The sequence below is a fragment of the Streptococcus sp. HMSC067A03 genome (assembly GCF_001814295.1).
GTDB lineage: Bacteria > Bacillota > Bacilli > Lactobacillales > Streptococcaceae > Streptococcus > Streptococcus constellatus.
In genome coordinates this window covers 34,476-58,659 of record NZ_KV815643.1, presented here as the reverse complement: position 1 = coordinate 58,659, position 24,184 = coordinate 34,476, and the positions used below count along the sequence as shown (strand labels likewise).

General features: G+C 39.4%; 25 protein-coding genes, 1 tRNA gene and 1 pseudogene. 15 read left to right on the top strand and 12 right to left on the bottom strand.

Features of this window, described 5'->3' with window-relative positions; genetic code table 11:
* Nucleotides 1-2 precede the first annotated feature (2 nt).
* The 6 genes from HMPREF2963_RS01875 to HMPREF2963_RS01845 all read left to right on the top strand — a co-directional run bounded on the left by HMPREF2963_RS01875 (nt 3) and on the right by HMPREF2963_RS01845 (nt 5,080).
* Entirely contained in the window at nt 3-290 is a 288-nt protein-coding gene (locus HMPREF2963_RS01875; RefSeq protein WP_003039055.1) for a hypothetical protein, read from the top strand.
* Nucleotides 291-437: 147 nt separating this feature from the next.
* Nucleotides 438-719 carry a co-chaperone GroES gene (groES, locus tag HMPREF2963_RS01870; RefSeq protein ID WP_003070727.1) on the top strand — a complete coding sequence of 94 codons (282 nt, stop codon included), beginning with the start codon at nt 438-440 and terminating at the stop codon, nt 717-719.
* A 32-nt stretch (nt 720-751) separates the two neighbouring features.
* Nucleotides 752-2,374 (top strand): chaperonin GroEL, encoded by a 1,623-nt coding sequence (groL, locus tag HMPREF2963_RS01865; RefSeq protein WP_070668309.1) that lies wholly within the window; start codon nt 752-754, stop codon nt 2,372-2,374.
* A gap of 381 nt (nt 2,375-2,755) precedes the next feature.
* Nucleotides 2,756-3,523: an epoxyqueuosine reductase QueH gene (locus tag HMPREF2963_RS01855; protein ID WP_070668303.1), complete on the top strand. Its 768-nt coding sequence runs from the start codon at nt 2,756-2,758 to the stop codon at nt 3,521-3,523.
* 186 nt (nt 3,524-3,709) lie between these two features.
* On the top strand, nt 3,710-4,348 hold the full coding sequence (locus tag HMPREF2963_RS01850) for a deoxynucleoside kinase (RefSeq protein WP_003070721.1): 639 nt from the start codon (nt 3,710-3,712) through the stop codon (nt 4,346-4,348).
* Nucleotides 4,349-4,414: 66 nt separating this feature from the next.
* Nucleotides 4,415-5,080 carry an HD domain-containing protein gene (locus HMPREF2963_RS01845; RefSeq protein WP_037598111.1) on the top strand — a complete coding sequence of 222 codons (666 nt, stop codon included), beginning with the start codon at nt 4,415-4,417 and terminating at the stop codon, nt 5,078-5,080.
* Nucleotides 5,081-5,143: 63 nt separating this feature from the next.
* Here the strand turns inward: HMPREF2963_RS01845 and HMPREF2963_RS08975 are convergent.
* From HMPREF2963_RS08975 to HMPREF2963_RS01805, 8 genes and pseudogenes are all read right to left on the bottom strand, one after another.
* Nucleotides 5,144-5,657: pseudogene (locus tag HMPREF2963_RS08975) on the bottom strand (DUF308 domain-containing protein).
* Between the two features lie 424 nt (nt 5,658-6,081).
* Nucleotides 6,082-6,957, bottom strand: a complete 876-nt coding sequence (locus tag HMPREF2963_RS01835; RefSeq protein WP_070668300.1) for an SDR family NAD(P)-dependent oxidoreductase — start codon at nt 6,955-6,957, stop codon at nt 6,082-6,084.
* Nucleotide 6,958: 1 nt separating this feature from the next.
* A complete protein-coding gene (locus HMPREF2963_RS01830) occupies nt 6,959-7,795 on the bottom strand; it encodes an alpha/beta fold hydrolase (RefSeq protein ID WP_070668297.1) in 837 nt (278 codons plus the stop codon).
* Between the two features lie 21 nt (nt 7,796-7,816).
* On the bottom strand, nt 7,817-8,821 hold the full coding sequence (locus tag HMPREF2963_RS01825) for an NADP-dependent oxidoreductase (protein ID WP_070668294.1): 1,005 nt from the start codon (nt 8,819-8,821) through the stop codon (nt 7,817-7,819).
* A 92-nt stretch (nt 8,822-8,913) separates the two neighbouring features.
* Entirely contained in the window at nt 8,914-9,345 is a 432-nt protein-coding gene (locus HMPREF2963_RS01820; protein ID WP_070668291.1) for an Rrf2 family transcriptional regulator, read from the bottom strand.
* A gap of 109 nt (nt 9,346-9,454) precedes the next feature.
* Nucleotides 9,455-10,219 (bottom strand): hypothetical protein, encoded by a 765-nt coding sequence (locus HMPREF2963_RS01815; protein ID WP_148132051.1) that lies wholly within the window; start codon nt 10,217-10,219, stop codon nt 9,455-9,457.
* 232 nt (nt 10,220-10,451) lie between these two features.
* A tRNA-Lys gene (locus HMPREF2963_RS01810) sits at nt 10,452-10,524 on the bottom strand.
* A gap of 272 nt (nt 10,525-10,796) precedes the next feature.
* Complete coding sequence (locus tag HMPREF2963_RS01805) at nt 10,797-12,068, bottom strand: replication-associated recombination protein A (protein ID WP_070668288.1); 1,272 nt, start codon at nt 12,066-12,068, stop codon at nt 10,797-10,799.
* 101 nt (nt 12,069-12,169) lie between these two features.
* On the opposite strand from HMPREF2963_RS01805, the gene HMPREF2963_RS01800 reads away from it, so the two are divergent.
* From HMPREF2963_RS01800 to dtd, 8 genes are all read left to right on the top strand, one after another.
* Nucleotides 12,170-12,640 carry a DUF3013 family protein gene (locus HMPREF2963_RS01800; protein WP_070668285.1) on the top strand — a complete coding sequence of 157 codons (471 nt, stop codon included), beginning with the start codon at nt 12,170-12,172 and terminating at the stop codon, nt 12,638-12,640.
* A gap of 50 nt (nt 12,641-12,690) precedes the next feature.
* Nucleotides 12,691-13,137, top strand: a complete 447-nt coding sequence (locus HMPREF2963_RS01795) for an NUDIX hydrolase (protein WP_070668282.1) — start codon at nt 12,691-12,693, stop codon at nt 13,135-13,137.
* The gene (locus HMPREF2963_RS01790) at nt 13,134-13,604 is read left to right on the top strand and encodes a GNAT family N-acetyltransferase (RefSeq protein ID WP_003070709.1); all 471 of its coding nucleotides are present in this window, start codon (nt 13,134-13,136) and stop codon (nt 13,602-13,604) included. Before HMPREF2963_RS01795 ends, HMPREF2963_RS01790 begins: the two co-directional genes overlap by 4 nt.
* A gap of 15 nt (nt 13,605-13,619) precedes the next feature.
* The gene (gene prmA, locus HMPREF2963_RS01785; protein WP_070668279.1) at nt 13,620-14,573 is read left to right on the top strand and encodes a 50S ribosomal protein L11 methyltransferase; all 954 of its coding nucleotides are present in this window, start codon (nt 13,620-13,622) and stop codon (nt 14,571-14,573) included.
* Nucleotides 14,574-15,314 (top strand): 16S rRNA (uracil(1498)-N(3))-methyltransferase, encoded by a 741-nt coding sequence (locus HMPREF2963_RS01780; RefSeq protein ID WP_070668276.1) that lies wholly within the window; start codon nt 14,574-14,576, stop codon nt 15,312-15,314.
* Between the two features lie 166 nt (nt 15,315-15,480).
* Complete coding sequence (locus tag HMPREF2963_RS09360; protein WP_003070706.1) at nt 15,481-15,627, top strand: hypothetical protein; 147 nt, start codon at nt 15,481-15,483, stop codon at nt 15,625-15,627.
* Between the two features lie 173 nt (nt 15,628-15,800).
* Entirely contained in the window at nt 15,801-18,017 is a 2,217-nt protein-coding gene (locus tag HMPREF2963_RS01775) for a RelA/SpoT family protein (protein ID WP_039677638.1), read from the top strand.
* A gap of 79 nt (nt 18,018-18,096) precedes the next feature.
* Nucleotides 18,097-18,540, top strand: a complete 444-nt coding sequence (gene dtd / locus HMPREF2963_RS01770; protein ID WP_070668273.1) for a D-aminoacyl-tRNA deacylase — start codon at nt 18,097-18,099, stop codon at nt 18,538-18,540.
* Nucleotides 18,541-18,675: 135 nt separating this feature from the next.
* Here dtd and HMPREF2963_RS01765 read toward each other — a convergent pair whose 3' ends face one another.
* The 4 genes from HMPREF2963_RS01765 to HMPREF2963_RS01750 form a co-directional block, all read right to left on the bottom strand.
* Nucleotides 18,676-19,326 carry a metal-dependent transcriptional regulator gene (locus HMPREF2963_RS01765; protein WP_003070703.1) on the bottom strand — a complete coding sequence of 217 codons (651 nt, stop codon included), beginning with the start codon at nt 19,324-19,326 and terminating at the stop codon, nt 18,676-18,678.
* A 150-nt stretch (nt 19,327-19,476) separates the two neighbouring features.
* Entirely contained in the window at nt 19,477-20,409 is a 933-nt protein-coding gene (locus HMPREF2963_RS01760; protein ID WP_003070702.1) for a metal ABC transporter substrate-binding protein, read from the bottom strand.
* A 34-nt stretch (nt 20,410-20,443) separates the two neighbouring features.
* The gene (locus HMPREF2963_RS01755; RefSeq protein ID WP_003037625.1) at nt 20,444-21,292 is read right to left on the bottom strand and encodes a metal ABC transporter permease; all 849 of its coding nucleotides are present in this window, start codon (nt 21,290-21,292) and stop codon (nt 20,444-20,446) included.
* A 1-nt stretch (nt 21,293) separates the two neighbouring features.
* Nucleotides 21,294-22,013, bottom strand: coding sequence for a metal ABC transporter ATP-binding protein (locus HMPREF2963_RS01750; protein WP_003070701.1), 720 nt, complete (start codon nt 22,011-22,013; stop codon nt 21,294-21,296).
* A gap of 175 nt (nt 22,014-22,188) precedes the next feature.
* Between HMPREF2963_RS01750 and HMPREF2963_RS01745 the strand changes: the two genes are divergently transcribed.
* Entirely contained in the window at nt 22,189-24,084 is a 1,896-nt protein-coding gene (locus HMPREF2963_RS01745) for a M13 family metallopeptidase (protein ID WP_070668270.1), read from the top strand.
* Nucleotides 24,085-24,184: the final 100 nt, after the last annotated feature.

Sequence of the window (24,184 nt, the reverse complement as noted above, 5' to 3'; positions counted from 1 at the left end):
ATATGACAGAACAAGAATTGATTCAAGGATATGAAACGGAAATTCAATACCAAAAACACATGATTGAAAATCTAGGGCGTTGGTTTAGTCTCTTCTTTACTATTGCTAGTATCGGTCTTGTTCTGGTTTATTTCTTCCGTCAGACCAATTTTATTGCCTTTATTGCTGGAACGATCCTAGCGGTACTAGGAATTCTAGCAATGCTTGTCTTTGGTTATGGTATTTATAAAGGACGATTGAATCTTAAAAAAGTTATTGACGATTTTGAAGAAAAATTAAGATTGGTCTAATAAAAACTTATTTGCTTTCCCCTTAAAAACTTTGTCATTTGACAGAGTTTTTTTCTTGACTATTTCTGACCAAGTGATACAATAGAAAATGTAAATATTAGCACTCGTGTATATAGAGTGCTAAAACAAGATATTGGAGGTAAACAAATGCTTAAACCATTAGGCGACCGTGTGGTCCTAAAAGTAGAAGAAAGAGAACAAAAAGTTGGTGGCTTTGTCATTGCAGGAGCAGGACAAGATGCAACGAAGACGGCAAAAGTTATAGCTGTCGGGGAAGGAATTCGTACGCTCAACGGTGAACTCGTTGCTCCAAGCGTGAAGGCCGATGATACTGTTCTCGTTGAAAGCCATGCAGGAATTGAAGTCAAAGATGGCGAAGAAAAGTATCTCGTTGTCAATGAGACAAATATTCTAGCGATTGTTGAATAAATTAAACATTTATAGAAAGAGGAATTGTAAAAATGGCAAAAGATATTAAATTTTCAGCAGATGCAAGAAGTGCTATGGTACGTGGTGTCGATATTTTGGCAGATACCGTTAAAGTAACCTTAGGACCTAAAGGACGCAATGTTGTTCTTGAAAAATCATTTGGCTCACCACTCATCACAAATGACGGTGTGACTATTGCAAAAGAAATTGAACTCGAAGATCATTTTGAAAATATGGGCGCTAAGTTGGTGTCAGAAGTTGCTTCAAAAACTAATGATATCGCTGGTGACGGAACAACTACTGCGACTGTCTTGACCCAAGCCATTGTCCGCGAAGGAATCAAAAATGTAACGGCTGGTGCAAACCCAATTGGCATTCGTCGTGGTATTGAAACAGCTGTTGCAACAGCTGTTGAAGCCTTAAAAGCAAATTCTGTTCCGGTTTCTAATAAAGAAGCGATTGCGCAAGTTGCAGCTGTCTCATCACGTTCTGAAAAAGTCGGAGAATACATCTCTGAAGCTATGGAAAAAGTTGGCAACGACGGTGTCATCACTATTGAAGAATCAAAAGGAATGGAAACAGAGCTAGATGTTGTTGAAGGTATGCAGTTTGACCGTGGCTATCTTTCTCAATATATGGTAACAGATAATGAAAAAATGGTTGCTGATTTAGATAATCCATATATCTTGATTACAGATAAGAAGATTTCTAATATCCAAGAAATTCTTCCTTTGTTGGAAAATATCTTGAAGACTAGTCGTCCATTATTGATTATCGCAGATGATGTAGACGGTGAAGCTCTTCCAACTCTTGTGTTAAATAAAATCCGCGGTACTTTCAATGTAGTCGCTGTGAAAGCGCCAGGATTCGGCGACCGTCGTAAGGCTATGTTAGAAGATATTGCGATTCTGACTGGCGGTACAGTGATTACAGAAGATCTTGGTCTAGAATTGAAAGATGCAACCATTGAAGCACTTGGACAAGCCTCAAAAGTGACTGTCGACAAAGATAGCACAGTGATTGTGGAAGGTTCAGGAGCTGCTGAAGCGATTGCTAACCGCGTGGCTGTCATTAAATCGCAAATTGAAAGTGCTACATCTGAATTTGACAAAGAAAAACTACAAGAACGTTTGGCGAAATTATCAGGTGGTGTGGCAGTCATCAAAGTGGGTGCTGCAACAGAAACAGAACTCAAAGAAATGAAACTCCGCATTGAAGATGCCCTCAATGCAACTCGCGCTGCTGTTGAAGAAGGAATTGTCTCAGGTGGTGGAACAGCCTTTGTGAATGTTTTAAATGCTGTTGAAGCCTTAGACTTATCAGGTGATGAAGCAACAGGTCGTAATATCGTTCTTCGTGCTTTGGAAGAACCAGTTCGTCAAATCGCTCTCAATGCAGGATTTGAAGGCTCGATCGTCATTGACCGTTTGAAAAACTCTGAAGTTGGTACAGGCTTTAATGCTGCAACTGGCGAATGGGTTAACATGATTGAAGCAGGGATCATTGACCCAGTCAAAGTCACTCGTTCTGCCCTTCAAAATGCAGCTTCAGTAGCTAGCCTTATTTTAACAACAGAAGCAGTTGTTGCCAGCCAACCAGAACCAGCTAGCCCAGCTCCAGCAATGGATCCAAGTATGATGGGCGGGATGATGTAATTTAAGATATAGAGAGTTTAAAGAGTAAAACAAGCTAGAAAATCAACGAATTATTTGATGAATAAGAGAAGATTTGTTTTTCTCATACAGCTCTTAACGATGTTTAATGTTGCACGAGATTGCTTTTATGTTGAAGCGCAAACGTGCTTTTGAAGGATATAAAAAGCGAAGTGAGTTTGGATTTGATAAATCCAAACTCACTTTTTTTAAAGTTTTTAGCTGGGGTATATGTACGATCAATACAAAGAGAGCCAAAAGAACCAGAACTTTATTTTTCTTGCTTGATAAATTAATGCTGTTTGAAAAAGTTATTCTCTTTTGTCTATTTGTCTCCGCTCCTTTTCTGTGGTAAAATAGTGATACATTTCTAAGGAGAAAACGATGATTGATGTTGAAGAAATTCTGAATAAAATGAATCCCAACCAAAAAATAAACTATGATCGTGTCATGCAGCAAATGGTCAAAGTTTGGGAATCAGATCAGAAGCGTCCTATGATTTTGATGCATACCTGTTGTGCACCCTGTTCGACCTATACTCTGGAGTATTTGACCCAGTATGCGGATGTGACGGTTTATTTTGCTAATTCAAATATTCACCCTAAGGCAGAATATCAGCGCCGTGCCTATGTTGCACAAAAGTTTGTTCATGATTTTAATGAAAATACTGGTAATCATGTTCGATACTTAGAAGCTCCCTATGAGCCACAGGAATTTTTCCGGACAGTACATGGCTTGGAAGAAGAGCCGGAAGGTGGCGATCGTTGTAAAGTTTGCTATGATTATCGCTTAGATAAGACAGCACAAGTGGCTGTTGATTTGGGATTTGACTATTTTGGAAGCGCCCTGACCATCAGTCCTCATAAAAATTCGCAGACGATCAATAGTGTTGGAATAGAAGTACAGAAAGTTTATGCAACGCAGTATCTTCCTAGTGATTTCAAGAAAAATCAGGGTTATAAACGCTCGGTTGAAATGTGTGAAGAGTACGACATTTATCGACAATGCTATTGTGGTTGTGTTTTTGCAGCACAGGCACAAGGAATTGACCTCATTCAGATAAAAAAAGATGCAGTAGCTTTTTTGAAGGGGAAAGATTTAGAAAAAGATTATTCGCATATTAAATTTACTGTCACAAATGGAGAATGCTAAAAATAACACTTGTACTAGAGTTGATCGTGTTTCTTCTTACAAGGTTGTTTTTGTTTGTACATTTAGAAGTTTTATATCTTGACGTCATCAATATATTGTGTTATTATTTTTTTTAGCACAATATATGGTGTTTTTATTGAAGTTGATGACCTGATATTAGATAGATTTTGGAGGTGCAGGAAGATAGTGATTATTTTAGCGGGCATGATTGGGGTAGGCAAGACGACTTACACTTATCGATTAGCCGAGGAATTAGGAACGCAGCCATTTTTTGAACCGGTAGAAGAAAATCCTATTTTGGATAAATATTATGAAGACCCAGATAAATATGGCTTTGCTTTGCAGATTTATTTTCTAAATAAACGCTTTAAAATGATCAAAGCGGCTTATCATGACGACAATAATATTCTAGATCGTTCTATTTATGAAGACGCTTTGTTTACTTATATCAATACACTCAAGGGAAGTATCAGTGAGCAAGAGTATGATATCTACTTGGAACTTTTGGACAATATGATGGAAGAAATCCAAGGTCTGCCTAAGAAAGCGCCAGATTTGTTGATTTATTTAGATGGTAGTTTCGACCATATTATGAACAATATCAAAAAACGCGGTCGCAATTATGAGCAACCAAATGAAGAAAATGGACTAGCTGACTACTATCAACTGCTTTATAAGCATTATCAAAATTGGTATGAGGATTACAACTACAGTCCTAAAATGAGAATTGCAACGGATGATTTAGATATTGCAAATCCAAATGACTGGAATCACGTCTACCAACAAATTCAACAAAAAATGAAAACGATTGGGCTTGAAAAATGAGGCTAATCAAGAAAGTTTCGAAATAGCTTCGAGATTTTTGTATACATCAATAAAAAAGAGAGACAGATGATAGCTGATCGACAAACGAAAATTCTTCAAGAAGCTAGAGATTTTGCTTATGCTGAACTGAAAGACGAAACAAGCGGACATGATTGGTGGCATATTGTACGTGTCACAAATATTGCTGTAGAAATTGCCAAACAAGAACGAGCAGATGTTTTTATTTGTGAGCTAGCTGCCTTGCTACATGATATAGCTGACGGGAAGTTAAATGAGAGTGAAGAAGTGGGCTTGCAAAAGGTTGAGCAATGGCTACAGAATCATCAGGCTTCAGAGGCGGAAATAGCTCATGTGTTAGAGATTGTTTCAACAATGTCATTTAAAGGTGATCATCAACAGAAGAATATCAGCACTTTGGAGGGCAAAATTGTTCAAGATGCCGACCGATTGGATGCGATTGGAGCGATTGGAATAGCGCGAGCTATGGCTTATTCAGGTCATATAGGGAGACCGATTCACGATCCAGATTTGCAGCCGAGAGAAAACATGACATTGGAAGAATATCGTACTGGGAAGAGTTCAGCTATCATGCATTTCTATGAGAAATTACTCAAATTAAAAGACATGATGAATACCGCTGCTGCTCAAAAAATGGCAGAAAGTAGACATCGCTTTTTGGAAGAATACTTAGATCAATTCTATGCTGAATGGAATGCGAAAAGCGACAAATAAGATATGAAAAAGCTGAGAATGTAACTTCCCAGCTATTTTAATATGCCCAAAATGGCAGCTAGATTATTTACGAAAGGCATCAACGATATAGCTAAAACCAGCAATTAAAAATGCAAAAGCAACGGCATAAATGACAAAGACGCTTGTAGCTATTGGATTGAACAAAATGACTAATCTAAGCAGAAATACAAGTAGTGCCACCCACATGATGTGATTGCCAATAGCAGAGAAAATCAGTCCTAGACAATTACCTTTAAAGAAAGCAATAATGGCTTCTACAATTAACTAAATTCCTAAAATGGTTGGAATGATGACAGGTAAGGTCACAATCCATAGGCAACGAGGTAAAGAGCTAAGAGCAGGTTGATAATCTTTGGAAAAGATAAACAGGTGAGCGAAGCTCTTTTGGCACAGAGAAATAGCTTAAAATAGCCACTATAGAAGCAACCAATAAACCAAATGCAATCCACCAGCTGTAAGCAACAAGATTAGCTGCTGGATCTGTAAATAGAAAAAGTGCTAATAAAACAAGAACAGTTCCTGCAAGAAATAGCAATAAACAATTAGAAAATTTCATATCTACATCCCCTATATAGTATAGTTTGAGAATGAAAGCACTTTAACTCTTTTGATGGGAGATGTCAAGAAAGGAAATAGATAGTTTGAGAATTTTAGTATGGCTTTTTGTGGAACAAAAAAGGCTGTTTTATTATTTTTTGTAACTATAACAAGGTTAGAAGATTATAAGTGAGAACAACAAAAAAGCCTATCATATAGGCTTTCTACTTAAATTTTATTATGCCCCCTACATGCATTTGTAAGAAATCTTCATATTGAAATTAATCAAAAATGTTGAAATGTAAGTGATTTTCAGAAGATACTTTAAGTAATTTTAAATGTGATTATTTCAAAATGGGGCAAAAGCGGGGTAAATTTTTTTAGCATTAGAAAATAGATAAGTTTTGATATTATCTTTGCTAAGCAATCGAGTCATAATAATGTTAAGGTATTTTGGACTTATTTTGAAACATCTCAATTTTATTTTCGCAGTAAGTGATTAAATCTTGAGCTTTTTCAAAATTATATCCTTTTTCAGATACAGATTTTACTTTCTTCTCATCAAAATAGTAGCCAGTCAAACCAGTGACTTCTTCTGATAATGTAAGGTAGTAGCCTGTTTCAATTCCCTCATCTAAATCTTTAGAAAATGACTTCATCAGGCGTCCAAATAGAGATTTTTTTGCTTGTTTGTCACTGGAATCATTCCCCAAGTTGGTTGAAATCAAGCCAGGATGGTAAGAATTGATGGTGATGTTTGCCCCTCTTAAAAAGAACTCTCTTGCTAGATAGCGTGTCATCCAAATAGTGTAAAGTTTGGAATTATTGTAGGCTAAACTAGGATTGTAATTTTTCTCAAACCCAAAATCCAAATCTTTGACTTTGGCAAAATGATGCATATAGGAGGAGGTATTGATGACACGACCGTCAGGCGATTCTTCTAATAGAGAACTTAGCTCAGTTGTAAAAATATAGGGAACCAGAACAGATAACATAAAGGTTAGTTCGACGTTTTCAGCACTCGCTGTTCGTTCTTTCCCTGCATACAGTCCTGCATTATTAAACAAGACATCGATGCTTCGAAAGTCTCGCTTGATTTCCTCCACAAATTGGTAGACATCTTCTAGCTTTGAAAACTCTGCAAGGTAGCTAGAAACTCTGGCTCTCAAGGAGACTGCACGAACCTCTTGCGTGGCCAATTCAAGTTTTTGAGGATTTCGACCATGGAGGATGACATGATGGCCTTCACTGGCTAGTTTCTTTGCCAAATGCTTACCAATACCATCGGTGGCACCTGTAATCAGAATCGTTTTGACCATCTTAGTCCTCCAAGAAAGCTTTTAATTCTTTTGAAAATTCGTCTGCATATTGGAAAATCGAACCGTGCCCTGCATTTGGATAGATGATGAGCTTACTATCTTTTATTTTCTCATGCATGTCATAAGAATTTTCAGTTGGAACCTGCATATCCTTATCCCCGTTGACAATTAGAGTTGGTTGAGTGATGAATGTAAGGTCGTCTTGAGGAGCTTTTCCCCAGCGTTTAATAGCTCTAAGTTGAGTTAAGAATCCTGGCACTTTCATGTCTTTATCTGCAAATTCCTTGGTTCGCATTCCCATTCGTCCCAGAACTTTCAAGGCTTCGATTTTCCCTTGTTCATCATGATTATAGAAGATATAGCGTTTAGGATCGATTCGTTCGAGTCCAGCTTTAAATATATAGTTAAAGGTTTTTCCTGTTACCTTGTCAACCTCTTTTCCACCTCGAGATCCTGTTCCAGCTAAGATTAAACGATTAACTAAATTAGGCTTGATTCTGACGATTTCTTGTGCGATCATACCTCCCATGGAAAGACCTAGGAGATTGATTTTATGGTAACCAAGCGCTTCGATAAAGGCAATGGTCTGCTCAGCCATTCCAGGAATAGTCGAAGCAACTTTGCCTTGACTTGCTCCTACTCCAGGAAGATCGACCACAATTACATGGTGCTTCTCAGCAATCAAGTCTATCAATTTTGGATCCCAATTATCGAGAGTTGCAGCTAAATGGACAAGCATAAGAAGGGGAAATTTTGCTTTGCCTTTACTGAGTTCACGATAGGCAATTTGATTTCCTTGGACAGTGATGTATTGGTTTTTCTTTGTAATATATGACATAATATTTTCCTTTTTCTTTTTTTATTTCTTAAAGCTGAGAACTGTTTTACCACGAGAGCGACCGTTAGCGACCTTATCTAATGCGCTATTCACCTCTTCAAATGGATAAACTGTATCGATAGATGGTTTGATTTCTAATTTGCTAAAGAGGTCAGTGACTTCTTGTAATTGAGCGCCATTACTTTCTACAAAGATGAAATGATAGTGAACGCCATATTTGTCAGCCATTTTATCAAATTTACGACCTGCTAAGCCGAGAATAATTTGTTTCCATTTTGGCAGATTCATGCGTTTAGCAAAGTCTCCATTTGGCATGGCACGGAGAGAAACAAGATGACCACCTTTTTTCATGATAGACATTTGTTTTTCTGTTTCTGCACCACCGAGGGTATCGAGAACATAATCAACCTCGCTGACAGTTTTTGTATAATTCTCTTTTTTGTAATCGATAAATCTATCTGTTCCTAGTTTCAAAACACGCTCGGCACTATCTCCAGCACCATTAGTGATTACTTTCAAGCCTTTGGCCTTGGCAATGGGAATAGCCATTCCACCAACACCTCCAGTGCCACCTGAGATAAAGATTGTTTTTCCAGCTTGAGCCCCCATGAGTTCTAGGGCTTGCATGATGGTCAAGGCAGTCAGAGGTACAGCAGCCGCTTCCTCGTCTGATAGATAGTCTGGAACCTTGGCTAAGGCTTGGCTATTGACAGCTACGTATTCTGCAAAGGCGCCAATATGGTCAAGCGGTAGACGTCCAAAGACACGGTCTCCTACTTGAAGGTTATCAACCTTCTTGCCAATGCTTTCGATGATCCCAACAACTTCATTACCTGCAGTCTGAGGGAGCTTGTAAGGAACAATCATCTTGACCTCACCACGAGAAATCATGTTATCCAGAGGATTAACCCCAGCTGCTGATACTTTCACCAAGACTTGTTTGTCTGTAATACTTGGTTTAGAGACTTCTGTGATGTTCAGTGTGATATTGTTTTTGTTATAAGTAGTGTGTTGTGCGACTTTCATGTGATTTCTCTTTTCTTTTTTAATTCGATTTTATGCACCTGTATCTAATACAAGTATATGTTGTTTCCAGTAAAAACTGACTTGCCTGCAAATCAGTTTCGGACTTGTTTAGCTTGTTTATATAGATTGTCAATGACATCTTCTAAAGTTTGATTTGCCAATTCCTTCTCTAATTGAGATTCGGCATTAGCGAAAAGTGGTGAGACTGCTCCTTTGATATGTTTTCCAACGGGACAATCGAGATTACTATTTTGATGAACAGGAAATAAACTGATATGCTTGATTTCTTGAGTAGCATAGTAGATTTCTAGTAACGTCATTTCCTTTGGAGATTTACTGAGTTGATAGCCTGTTTTTCCTTGCTGAGAACGAATCAAACCTGCATTTTTCAATAAGGCAATCACTTTACGAATGTAACTAGCATTTGTTCCAACACTAGTCGCTAATGCTTGAGAGCTTAGGGTTTTCTTACTCTCGCTAATCATTGTTAATATGTGCAAAGCAACTGAAAATTTTGTATCCATATGAACTCCTTTAGTCAACCTGTATCTGATACAAAAACCAATTTATCATAAATCTAAATCCTTGGCAAGATTTTTGTATTTTTTTAAAACTTACCAAGGTTTTTTGCCTTTATTGGCGTTTTCCGTCTTGGACGAAAGCCAGAGTCTTATCAATTTGATAGGCATGTAGGGCAGAAGCATAATTTACTAATTCCACGTTCATCCGAGGTGCTAGGTTATTATAAAAATCCTGACGTGCTTCTTGATCCGCAAATCCGATGATAATTGAGGCATGTAAGTGATCTTCTTTAGGATTGTCGTGAGCAACGTTTGGAGTATTCCAAGTTGCTTTGTTCCATGGAAGATAAACTTGAGAACGCACCTCAGTTACACCAGCAACTTTAGCTAGTTGACTTGCCAAGCTCTCATTCACATAGTTTTTAAAACTAGAGCTGTTTACATCCTCTTTTCTTCGAATATAGAGGACATCTCTAAAGGATGTTTCTGTTTGGCTCTCTGTGTGATACCAGCGAGAAGTGTATGGAAATCCCATGTGCATCAATGTGCGACGGAAGACGTTTACCTCATCTTCAAAGGCAAGAGCCGTTTGTTGGCGGCCTCCAAGTGGAGCCAAGAGTTTTTCATAGGTTACTTCGGCAATACCATCAATACGGCGATCTTCTGGTATTACTGTTTCTAGGCCGTCTGTTCTTGGCCAGAAACTGTGTTCTTTTTCGCTCAAGTGTTGTTGGCGATACTCTAGTAGCCCAGGAGAAGAGGCAATAATCTGTGCATGCCCTCCGCTCCAGTAATCCATACCCTCTTGACGTGGCTTATCTTTACGCATCCATAGTAAGATAGAAAGTGAAAATCGTTTATCGAAATCTTTTGACATAGTTAGCACCTTTAAAAAAATTACTTGTATCTGATACAAGAACAAGTATAACACAAATAAAAATAAAAGCAAGACTTTTGTTTTAAATTTTTTAAAATTTTTTGAAGAGTGTAATCGGATTAGAGATGTCTGGACAGGAAGTTCAAAAAAATGTGGGGCAAATGATGGAGCAAATGCTCTTTAGACAAACAAAAAAGCCTTGTAAATCAAGGCTTTTACTTTTGAAGTTAGATGCCCCCTACAGGGCTCGAACCTGTGACCCATGGATTAAGAGTCCACTGCTCTACCAACTGAGCTAAGGAGGCAACAGAAAAAGCTGTATTGGTGCCGAACTTTCACGATTTGTATTGAACCCGCGCAATTAAGCAGGTGGGCAACTCGCTCAAACTGAAGCTGCTTCCGCGTGAAACGGCCTGCAAGCTGTTAGAAGTCTTTTGTTTCCCTAATAATACAAAAAATAGTCGGTCAACACTTAAGTGTGAAGTCGTACACCACAGCGTTTCTATAATTATGATACCACAATTTTTGAAAAATTCAAGAGAAAAAATTGATTTTTTGCAAACGATACCACGATTTTTTAGTGGTTTTTGAGTTGATCAATCTTATTTTTAGTCATTCCAAGGGCTCGTTCGTACTTTCCATTTTCGTTCGGAGTGAAATAATCGGCATTTTTTATTTTTTCAGGAAGATAGTTTTGCTGTACCCAGTTACCAGGATAGTTATGTGGATATTTGTAATCTTGGGCATTTCCCAGCTCCTTACTACCAGCGTAGTGACCGTCTCGTAGATGGCGAGGGATAGCAAGATTTCCGTTCTGGCGCAAGTTAGAGAGTGCTTTGTCTATGGCTACGTAGGCCGAGTTGGACTTAGGAGAAAGTGCTAGGTCAATGACAATGTTGGCAATGAGGATGCGAGCTTCTGGGAACCCAATTTTTTGAGCGGCTTCAAGTGCGGTCACTGTATGAATCTGAGCATCGGGATTTGCCAAACCAATGTCTTCATAAGCAATGACCGTCAGGCGTCGTGCGAGGCTGGGAAGGTCTCCAGCTTCAATCAAGCGAGCTGCATAATGGAGACTGGCATTGACATCAGACCCCCGAATAGACTTCTGTAAGGCGGACAGGACGTCATAGTGACCATCCCCGTCCTTGTCCATAGTGATGTAGCTCTTTTGTAGGCTGTTTTCCATAATATCCAGAGTGATATGGCGAACGCCTGAATTATCCGCTGAGGTAGAGAGGACTGCTAAATCTAGAGAATTAAAGGCTGAGCGCAGATCTCCATTCGTGGAAGTGGCAATGAAGTCCAGTGCGTCATCATCTAATTGGACAGGAAAATCAAAACCTCGTTCGGTGTCTGCCAAGGCTGTTTGAATAGCTTGTTTAATATCGTCATTTGTCAGAGGCTCCAGCTCGAAAATCTGTACCCGGCTGCGAATAGCGGGAGTGACGGAGAAAAAAGGATTTTCTGTTGTGGCACCAATCATGATGATTAGACCGTTTTCTAACAGAGGGAGGAGGAAGTCTTGTTTGGTCTTGTCCAAGCGGTGAATCTCGTCTAACAGCAGCACCAAACCACCAGAGAATTTGGCTTCTTCCGCAATCTCTTGCAGACGCTTCTTACTATCAACAGTAGCATTAAAGGTCCGAAAAGCAAATTTGGTAGTTCCAGCAATAGCCGAAGCAATTGAAGTCTTGCCAATCCCTGGCGGACCATAGAGAATCATGGAAGACAGGCGATTGGCCTCCACCATGCGACGAATGATTTTTCCTTCACCGACCAGATGTTTCTGACCGATGACCTGATTGATATTTTTAGGCCGCATGCGAATCGCTAAATTGTCTGGCATACGTTTTCCTCCTTACTGGTATTCTTTTCAACTGTTCTGATTTATGTTACTATAGTTGTATCTATTTTAACACATTTTAAAGGATTGGAGAGAGGCTGGCTATGGTTAAATATGGATTTTTGGATATATTAAATGAAGAAATGGGGCAATGCTTTCCATTTGACTATGAGATAAACTGGGATAAGAAGAATCATGCCGTAGAAGTGTCCTTTCTATTAGAAGTACAAAATGCAAATGGCATCGAACTGTTAGATGTGGATGGAGAAAGTAGCACAGAAGACATTTTCTTTGAAGAAAGCGTTCTCTTTTATAATCCTACTAAGTCTCACCTTGAAACAGAGGATTATCTAACAATTGTCCCTTACGAGCCCAAAAAAGGTTTGTCTCGTGAATTCTTGACCTACTTTGTGGATTTTTTGAAGCAGACAGCAGAAGAGGGATTAGATGCTCTCATGGATTTTCTGGCAGATCCAGCGGCAGAGGAATTTGAAATCGTCTGGAATAATGAAGCTTTTGAAAAAGGCAGAGCAGGGCTGACGGAGACGGAATTTTATCCATATCCGAGGTACTAAAACACAAGGGTGTCCCAAGAAGACGACTAATTGTGCGGAGGAAAGTAAGAATGAGCGATATGACTGTTTTGCATCAAACGTTTGATTTATCAGGCTGTAAAATTGCTTTGCTGCATGGTGATACAATTTTAACCATTTTAAGAGACGATATTTCGACTATTCCTTACCCGAATATGTGGGATTTTCCCGGCGGTGGGAGAGAAAAGGACGAGACGCCTTTTGAGTGCATTAAAAGAGAAGTCTTTGAGGAATTAGGCATTACGATTAAGGAAAGCTCAATTCTTTGGATCAAAGCCTACCAAGGCATTGTCAATCCGGCTAAGACCTCTGTGTTTATAGTGGGAGTGATTAGCCAGAAGGAGATTGATCAGATTGTCTTTGGTAATGAAGGACAGGGCTACAAATTGGTAAATATAGAAGAATTATTAGCAGACGAAGACGTCATTCCACAGTTGAAAAGTAGATTGAGAGATTATTTGGAGGAGGTTCAAAGATGATTTATATAGAACAAGCAGAAGCTACAGATTTAGAAACCATTGTCAGTATTCAGCGGGCTGCTTTTAAGGCAGTTTATGACAAATATCAGGATGAGTATGATCCTTATCTGGAAGAACGGGAGCGCATCCAGTGGAAGTTGGCAGAACGTCCTAATAGCTTTTATTATTTTGTCAAGGATGATGAGGAAGTGTGTGGGTTTATCCGTATCCAGACCAACGATGAGCAGACAGAGTGTTGGCTGGGAACAGCGGCGATTCTGCCCGATTATCAAGGCCGGGGAATTGGTTCAGCAGGTTTGAAACTTGTAGAGGAACAGTTCTCAGCTGCCAAACAATGGGATTTGTGCACTGTCTTGCAGGATGAGGGTATGGTGGCCTTTTATGAGAAAAATGGCTACCGGAAAACCCATATCAAGCCGGAAAAAGAGGATATGGATATGGTTTATATGACCAAAACAATTGAGTGAAAGAAGGAGTGAGCAATGGATACATGGCAGGAGTTAACGATTGAGGTAGATAGGGAATCCGAGGAAGCGACAGCCAATATTTTGATTGAGTCAGGCTGTCAGGGCGTGGTTATTGATGACAGTGCAGACTATTTGGGTCAGGTGGGTATCTATGGGGAGATTTTCCCAGAGGTTAAGCAAGAGAGACAGGTCCGAATCACTGGCTACTATCCTGATACGGTAGATATGGAGGTGGTCAAGGCCCAGGTCCACGCCCGGCTGAAAGAGCTGACAGAGTTTGGCTTAGAAACGGGTCAGGTCTGTTTGACTCAGCAAGAATTGGCAGAGCAAGATTGGGTGGATAATTGGAAAAAATATTTTGAACCAGCTCGGATTACCCATGATTTGACTATTGTGCCATCATGGACGGAGTATGAGGCGACAGCTGGTGAGAAGATTATCAAGCTAGATCCTGGCATGGCCTTTGGCACAGGGACTCATCCAACGACCAAGATGAGTCTCTTTGCCTTAGAACAAGTACTACGAGGTGGTGAGACGGTGCTGGATGTAGGGACAGGTAGTGGAGTCCTTTCTATAGCAAGCTCACTCTTGGGTGCAAAAAAGATTTATGCGTATGATTTAGACGAAATAGCTGTACGTGTGGCGCAGGAGAATATTGAGCTCAATCCAGGTATGGAAAATATTCATGTGGCGCCGGGTGATCTTCTCCGAGGCGTAGAAATCGAGGCAGATGTTATCGTTGCCAATATTTTGGCCGATATTCTCATCCATCTGATAGAGGATGCTTATCGTCTGGTCAAGGATGAGGGCTATCTGATTATGAGTGGAATTATTTCTGAGAAATGGGAAATGGTGCGCGAGTCAGCAGAAGCAGCAGGATTTTTCCTGGAAACGCATATGATTCAGGGCGAATGGAATGCCTGTGTCTTTAAGAAAACACAGGATATTTCCGGCGTGATAGGAGGCTAAATGCAGCAGTATTTTATCAAGGGAGTCGTCCAATCCCCACTGACTGTGAGGGACAAGGATACAGTGAAGCATATGTTTTCTGTTATGCGTTTGGTAGAAGATGATGAGGTAGTGCTGGTTTTTGAGGATGGTATTAAACGCCTAGCAAGAGTTGCAGATAGAGAGCGCCATGTGCTGAATCTGGTAGAAGATTTACCAGACAACGCGGAGCTGCCGATTCATGTGACGATTGCTTCTGGCTTTCCCAAAGGAGACAAGCTGGAATGGGTAGCTCAGAAAACGACGGAACTGGGTGCAGCTGCTATCTGGGCCTTTCCGGCCGACTGGTCTGTTGCCAAGTGGGACGGTAAGAAACTTGCTAAAAAAGCAGACAAACTAGAGACGATTGTTTTGGGAGCAGCAGAGCAGAGCAAACGCAATTGGGTACCAGAAGTTCGACTTTTCGAGAAGAAAATTGATTTTTTAGATTGTTTGAGCCAGTTTGACCGTGTTATTGTAGCTTATGAGGAATCTGCTAAAGAGGGAGAGTCTGCTGCTTTGGTCAAGGCTGTGACAGAACTCAAAAAAGGAAGTCGGATTTTATTTATTTTTGGTCCAGAAGGTGGCCTGTCTCCAGCAGAAATTGCCACATTGGAAGAGATGGGAGCTATACTTGCAGGGCTGGGTCCACGTATCTTGCGGACAGAGACAGCTCCACTTTACGCACTCAGTGCAGTCAGTGTACTGACAGAGTTGATGTAGTCGGAAAGTTTCATTAATAGGGCTGATCTTTATTGTTCTTAACTCCTAACTTTGGTATAATATAAGTGAAATATCTAGCTTAGCTAGAAAGGATGGAAGTACAGGAACAAATTTGCTAGCTAGATGGCGAAAACCGCTTTTTCTTGATAAGGGGAGGAGGTTCATCATGTCTTTATCTACCTTATTTGAGTTGTTGATTGCTATGTTAGGTGTTGTTTCAGCTTGTTATCTCATTTATGCTTATGTTGAATTTATCGGAGATATGTTGCATACTGAAAAACATCACTTCTTCCATCACAATCCGCCTATTTAAAGGCGGGCTTTTTACCTGAAATGGTGCCATGTTCTTTTTCCTAGTATTGGGGAAATGGTATTGAATCTGCAGCTTTTAGGTATTTCTTATGATTCTATTGCTTTCTTCTGTATTTCCTTGTTTTCATATCGGTCTAAAAATGATAAAATGGTAGGAAGAACTGGAGAGAGAAAATGCCAAAAGAAGTGAATTTGACGGGCGATCAAGTGGTCGCTCTTACTAGAAAATATTTATCATCAGAAGACGTCACCTTGATTCAAAAAGCTCTTTTTTATGCGGTAGATCGGCATCGGGGGCAATTTCGCCAATCAGGTGAGCCATATATCATCCATCCGATTCAAGTGGCAGGGATTTTAGCTAAGCTAAAGTTGGATGCGGTCAGTGTCGCTTGCGGTTTTTTACATGATGTTGTAGAAGACACAGCTGCAACTTTGGACGATTTGGAAGGCGAATTTGGACATGATGTGCGCGTGATTGTCGATGGTGTGACCAAACTTGGTAAAGTCAAGTATATGTCTCACGAGGAACAGTTGGCTGAAAACCACCGCAAAATGCTAATGGCGATGTCCAAGGATATCCGTGTCATTTTGGTAAAACTAGCAGACCGTTTGCACAATATGAGAACACTTAAGCACCTGCGCAAAGACAAACAGGAACGCATCTCACGCGAAACCATGGAAATTTATGCTCCATTAGCTCATCGTTTGGGGATTTCGAGCGTCAAATGGGAACTAGAAGATTTGGCTTTTCGATATTTGAATCCGACAGAGTTTTATAAGATTTCCCACCTGATGAAGGAAAAACGTCGGGAACGTGAGGATTTAGTTGACGAAGTGGTTCACAAGATTGAAACCTATGCTTCTGAGCGCAATCTTCATGGGCAAATCTATGGTCGTCCTAAACATATTTACTCCATTTATCGGAAAATGCAGGACAAGAAAAAGCGTTTTGATGAGATTTATGACTTGATCGCTATTCGTTGCATTTTAGATACGCAAAGTGATGTATATGCTATGTTGGGCTACATTCATGAACTCTGGCGACCAATGCCCGGACGTTTTAAAGATTATATTGCTAATCGCAAGGCAAATGGTTACCAGTCAATCCATACGACCGTCTATGGGCCTAAGGGACCGATTGAGTTTCAAATTCGGACCAAAGAAATGCACGAAGTGGCAGAATACGGGGTTGCTGCACACTGGGCCTATAAAAAAGGTATTAAAGGGCAGGTTGATAGCAAAGAATCGGCGATTGGGATGAATTGGATTAAGGAGATGATGGAACTCCAAGACCAGTCCAATGATGCACAGGATTTTGTGGATTCCGTCAAGGAAAATTACCTTGCTGAAGAAATCTATGTCTTCACGCCGGATGGTGCTGTTCGTTCGCTGCCAAAAGACTCAGGACCGATTGATTTTGCCTATGAAATCCATACAAAAGTGGGTGAAAAAGCGGTTGGTGCAAAGGTAAATGGTCGCATGGTGCCCTTGACTACGAAGTTAAAAACTGGGGACCAAGTTGAGATTATTACCAGTTCCAATTCCTTTGGACCGAGTCGTGACTGGATTAACCTTGTTAAGACTAGCAAGGCACGCAATAAAATTCGTCAATTTTTCAAAAATCAAGATAAGGAATTATCCATTTCTAAAGGTCGAGAACTTCTGCAAGCACAATTTCAAGAAAATGGCTATGTGGCTAACAAATATATGGACAAAAGACACATGGAAGAAGTCCTGCAAAAAACGAGCTACAAAACAGAAGAAACTCTTTTTGCGGCGATTGGTTTTGGTGAAGTTAGTGCTGTTTCGATTTTTAATCGTTTGACAGAAAGAGAACGCCGTGAAGAAGAGCGTGCTAAAGCAAGAGCTGAAGCAGAAGAGCTTGTTAAGGGCGGTGAAGTCAAGGTTGAAAACAAGGACACCCTCAAGGTCAAACATGAGGGCGGCGTCATTATCCAAGGTGCGTCAGGGCTTTTGATACGGATTGCCAAATGTTGTAATCCAGTTCCTGGTGATGAGATTGTCGGGTACATTACAAAGGGGCGCGGGGTTGCCATTCATCGTAAGGACTGTATGAATCTACGAGCGCAGGAAAATTATGAGCAGCGCTTGATTGATGTCGAATGGGAAGACAATAGTTCTGTTAAGGAATACACTGCTCACATTGATATATATGGTCTCAATCGCACTGGCCTTTTGAATGATGTCTTGCAAGTCTTGTCCAACACAACCAAAAATATTTCCACCGTCAATGCACAGCCAACCAAAGATATGAAATTTGCCAATATCCATGTTTCTTTCGGAATTGCTAATCTATCTATGCTGACAACAGTAGTTGATAAGATTAAGAGTGTGCCGGAAGTCTATTCGGTTAAACGGACAAATGGCTAAGTGAGAACAGCAGAGCAGAAAGATTCTACTCAAGCAATCTCTTGTGATTTTTTCTCAATATAAAAATAGGAAGTTCAAAATGAAAATAGTGATTCAGCGTGTGAAGCGAGCTTCGGTATCAATTGATACCGAACTTTACAATCAGATTCAGCAAGGACTGCTGTTACTAGTCGGTGTAGCACCAGATGATGCTCAAGAAGATGTAGAATATGCAGCAAGAAAAATTGCCAATATGCGGATTTTTTCAGATAAAGAAGATAAAATGAATTTATCTGTCAAAGATGTGAAAGGAGAAATTCTCTCTATTTCTCAATTTACCCTTTACGCAGATACAAAAAAAGGGAATCGTCCAGCTTTTACAGGCGCTGCTCAACCAGACTTGGCTAGTCAATTGTATGATGATTTTAACGAATTGCTAGGTCGAGAAATACCTGTTAAAACAGGTGTTTTCGCGGCTGATATGCAGGTTGAGTTAATCAATGACGGACCGGTGACGATTGTGTTAGATACGAAGAATCGTTGAGAAAATGATAAATAAAACCGAGTCTGGAACACTTTTGTTCCAGACTCGGTTACTTTCTAGAATAAAACTCAATACGAAGTAGTTGAGTGACCTCTAATGCACTGATGTTAGAAGCTTTGACAGTCCCTCTTCCTTTTAGAGCGTTTCCACATAAAGTTGTTGGGCAATCGTTGAATTGATTTGCAGCTCTTTTTCATTTACTTTGAGCAAATATAGTTGAGCATAAGGATCGTATTGCTCCAGAATCAGCGTATCTCCCAGATGTAAATCGTGTTTTTCCAAATATTTTAATAATTCAAACTCATCATGAACTCTTGCTAAGCGATAGACTCCAGCATTTTGGACTTGGTTTAACGTTAACTGGTATTTTTCAACCAGTAATTCACCTTTTTGGGGAATGGTCCCGCCATGAGGACAAGTTTCTGGGTAATCCAACATTTTTTCCAATCGCTCGACAAATAATTCTGAAACAGTGTGTTCTAAGACTTCTGCTTCTTCATGGATTTGATCTGTTGTAGTGTATTGTAAATTATGCACTAGAAAGTATTCAATTAAACGATGTTTGCGATATAGTTCAGAGACAAGGTGAAGACCAAGATTGGTTAATAAATAGCCCTTAATCTTGTCTTTGATAATTAATTTTTCAGCAATCATCTTTTTAATCATTTCTGTGACAGCTGGAGGAGATACTTGCATTTGAGCAGCAATTTCTTTATTTGTAATTTTTTGACTATGCGTACCAATCTCGTAAATACATTTGAGGTAATCTTCTTTGTTTGGGGTCATGTTGTTTACTCCTTATCGTATTAAGTATACCAAAAATACCTGAAGAATACAGCCGTTAGCCATTTGCTTAGTAGAATGAAGTATTGGCTATTTAAGGAAAATTCAAGTAAAAAGGAACTGGCAATCAATTCCGGCTCCTTTTTCCATTTCTTATTTGCTAAGACCTTCAGCAATTTTATCCAAATTCCATTTCATCATGTCGTAGTAACTATCACCTTTTTCACCTTTTTCAGCGATTGAATCAGTGAAAATCTTGGCATAAATTGGAATTTTTGTATCTTTTGAAACAGTCTTCATTGGACGGTCATCAACACTACTTTCAACAAAGAGTGATGGCACTTTTGTTTTACGAAGTTTTTCAACCAATGTTTTGATTTGATCTGGAGTTCCTTCTTCTTCAGTGTTGATTTCCCAAATATAAGCAGATGGGACACCATAAGCTTTAGAGAAGTACTTGAAGCAACCTTCGCTGGTAACAATCATTTTCTTTTCAGCAGGAATATTATTGAATTTTGCTTTTGCTTCCTTGTCCAATGTTTCAAGTTTTGCAGTATAAGCTTTCAGATTCTTTTCATAAGTTTCTTTGTTTTTAGGATCTTTTTCAATCAAACGTTTTGCAATGTTTTTAGCATAAATAATTCCGTTTTCAAGATTGAGCCAAGCATGAGGATCTTCTTTCCCTTTTTCATTTTGACCTTCCAGATAGATAACGTCCACTCCGTTACTTACAGCATAGTAATCTTTGTTCTCAGTCTTTTTCGCATTTTTGACCAATTTTGTAAACCAAGCATTTCCGCCGGTTTCCAAGTTGATACCATTGTAGAAAATCAAATCAGCTTTTGATGTTTTTTTCACATCTTCTGGTAATGGTTCGTATTCATGTGGATCTTTTCCGACAGGAACGATACTGTGCAGATTGATTTTATCACCAGCGATATTTTTGGTAATATCAGCGATGATCGAGTTGGTAGCAACAACATTCAATTTTGAAGATTTGTTGGTAGAAGTTCCTTTTTGACCAGCGCAGGCAGCAAGCCCGACGATGGCTAAAAACAGAACGGCGATAAAACCTAATTTTTTCATATAAGGTTCTCCTTTAATAAATGAAATACTAATTTTATTTTAGCTTGGGTTTATTTTTTAGTTTGTTAAATCGTTGTTTTGGAGCGATAAAGAAACTAATGGCAAAGATAATGGCGGATGTCAGTACAATGCTTGAGCCAGCCGCAACATTAAAGGTATAGCCAATGAAAAGTCCTAAGACAGATGCAATTGCCCCCAAGCTAGAAGACAAGATAATCATCGTTTTAAGACTGTTAGCGTAAAGATAAGCAGTAGCAGCAGGTGTAATCAGCATAGCAACAATCAAAATTGTTCCCACGCTTTGCATAGCTGTAACTGCAACCAGCGTCAAGAGAATCATTAAGAGATAATGATAAAAGTTGACTGGCATCCCCATCGCTTTTGCCAGAAGTGGATCGAAAGATGTAATCAATAATTCTTTGAAGAATAGTCCAATAATAATTAGAACAGCGATTCCTACACCAATTGTAATCCACATATCAATGTCTTGCACAGCTAAGATATTTCCAAAAAGAATATGGAAAAGGTCGGTTGAACTATTAGCAACTCCAATCAAAATGACTCCAAGAGCTAAAAAGGAACTAAAAGTTATTCCAATGGCAGTATCACTTTTGATAATTGAATTTCCTTTAATATAAGTAATAATGACCGAAGCTAAAAGTCCAAAAACAATGGCTCCGATAAAGAAGTTGATTCCTAAAATAAAGGAGAGTGCAACTCCTGGCAAGACTGCGTGTGAAATGGCATCGCCCATCAAGGACATGCCTCTTAGGATAATGAAGCAACCAACTGCTCCAGCAACAATCCCGATGACAATGGCCGTAATCAGTGCATTTTGTAGAAAATGGAAATTTTGTAGTCCATCAATAAATTCTGAAAACATATTAGAGACCTCCATTCACAAAAAGCTGAGAGCCATAGGCTTTTTTCAAGTTTTCTTCTGTGAAAGTTGATGAAGTTTCTCCAATGGCAATGAGTTCTTTATTCAAAATTAAAACTTGATCAAAGTAATGTGGGACTTTTCCTAAGTCATGGTGAACAATGAGAATCGTTTTTCCTTGTTCTTTTAGACTGCGTAGCGTTGTCATGATGATTTCTTCACTGATTGAATCAATTCCAACGAATGGTTCATCCAGAAAGATACAGTCAGCTTCTTGTACTAGACAGCGCGCAATCAAGACCCGTTGAAATTGCCCTCCTGACAATTGGCTGATTTGGCGTTCAGCATAATCCTCTAAGCCGACAATGCGTAACGCATTTGTCACCTTGTCCCAGTCTTTGCTTGTTAGTCTGTGGAAGAGTTTCACTTTTGGATACAGTCCAAGAGACACACATTCTTTCACTTTGATAGGGAAGTTGTAGTCAATGTGAATTTTTTGTTCCACATAAGCTACATGGCTAAGTACTTTTGAGAATTCTTTATCATCAAGGTAAGTTTGTCCAACATGATCAATGATACCCAACATTCCTTTTAAAAGGGTTGATTTACCAGCTCCGTTGGGACCAATAACTCCCATGATAGTTGGGCCTTGGATTTCCAAAGAAATCTGATTGAGAGCAAGTGTTTCTTGATAAGAAACACTTAAATTTTCGATACGTATCATTTTATACACCCCTACAGTTAATATACATTAAAACAAAAATTAAGTCAAGTTAATTTTTAGAATTTTTAAGAAAAATCAGAAGCAAGATTTGGCATAAAAATCTCTTTTGATAAAAGTTTGATTATTCAGAACTTTTTTGATAGGATTAAGATAAAACAATGAAAGCGAGAACAAGATGACACGTTTACAAGATGACTTTTTTAATTATGTCAATGGTGAATGGGAAAAAACTGCTGTGATTCCTGAGGACAAGCCTGTGACAGGTGGATTTATGGATTTGGATCAAGATATTGAAAAATTGATGCTAGCAACAACTGATAAATGGTTAGCAGGTCAAGATGTTCCAGAAGATCCAATTTTGCAAAATTTTGTGAAATACCACCGTTTGGTGGCAGATTTTGACGGACGGGAACAAGCAGGAGTTACCCCTGCAATGCCGCTTGTGGAAGAATATAAAGCTTTAAGTTCTTTCAAGGAGTTTGCAGCGAAGATTGCTGAGTATGAAATGGCTGGAAAGCCGAATGCTTTTACTTTTGACGTCGCGCCAGACTTTATGAATGCTAAAATGAATGTTCTCTGGGCCGATGCACCTGGAATCATTTTACCAGATACGACCTATTATGAAGAAGGAAATGAAAAAGGCAAGGAATTGCTGACAATCTGGCGCAAGATGCAGGAAGAATTATTACCTAAATTTGGCTTTTCAGCAGAAGAAACAAAAGATATTTTGGATAAATATCTGGAATTAGATGCTAAATTAGCTAAGTATGTCCTTTCCAATGAAGAAACTTCAGAATATGTGAAGTTATATCACCCTTATGATTGGGCAGATTTCACGAAGCTCGCTCCAGAATTGCCACTTGATGTAATTTTTACAGAGATTTTGGGACAAAGCCCAGACAAGGTGATTGTTCCTCAAGAGCGTTTTTGGAAAGAGTTTGCAGCGGAATATTATTCAGAAGAAAATTGGGAATATTTGCATGCAGCACTGAAATTATTCTCTACTGGAGCATGGACTTCCTTGCTAACAGAAGAAATTCGCGTCCTTTCAGGCACCTATGTGCGTGCTATTTCAGGCGTTCCAGAAGCTCGTCCAAAAGAAAAAGCAGCTTATCAACTAGCACAAGCACCTTATAACCAAGCCCTCGGTCTTTGGTATGCAGAAGAGAAATTCTCACCAGAAGCCAAAGCAGATGTGGAACATAAGGTCAAGACGATGATTGATGTCTATAAATCACGCTTAGAAACAGCTGATTGGCTTGCTAAGGAGACACGGGACAAGGCCATTGTCAAACTCAATGTTATCACTCCACATATTGGTTATCCAGAGAAATTGCCAGAAACTTATGCGAAAAAAGTGATTGATGAACAGCTCGGTTTAATTGAAAATGCTCAAAATTTAGCGAAAGTAGCCATTGCACACACTTGGAGTAAATGGAACAAAGAAGTGGATCGCAGTGAATGGCACATGCCAGCTCATCTGGTAAATGCCTACTATGATCCACAACAAAATCAGATTGTTTTTCCAGCCGCTATTCTTCAAGCACCTTTTTATGATTTGCATCAATCTTCATCAGCAAACTATGGCGGAATCGGTGCAGTAATTGCGCATGAAATCTCTCATGCTTTTGACTCAAACGGTGCTTCCTTTGACGAGCATGGTAGCCTTAAAAATTGGTGGAAGCCAGAAGACTACGAAGCTTTCACAGCTCGGACTCAGAAGGTGATTGAGCAATTTGACGGACAAGATTCTTACGGAGCTAAAGTCAATGGAAAGCTGACTGTTTCAGAAAATATTGCAGACCTCGGTGGGATTGCGGCAGCGCTGGAAGCAGCTAAGAAAGAAGCTGACTTCTCTGCGGAAGAATTTTTCACCAACTTTGCTCGTATCTGGCGCATGAAAGCTCGTCCAGAATATATGCAAATGCTAGCAAGTGTAGATGTGCATGCTCCCGGAAAACTTCGGACGAATGTTCAATTGCCAAACTTTGATGATTTCTTTACAACTTTTGATGTTAAAGAAGGCGACGGCATGTGGCGCAAACCAGAAGATCGCGTGATTATTTGGTAATTTCAACGTTTGTTAGTAGCAGAAGAATATAAAAAGTTCTCAAATGAAAATTGACCTGTACCCCAAAAGTTAGATAAAAAATCTAACTTTTGGGGTATTT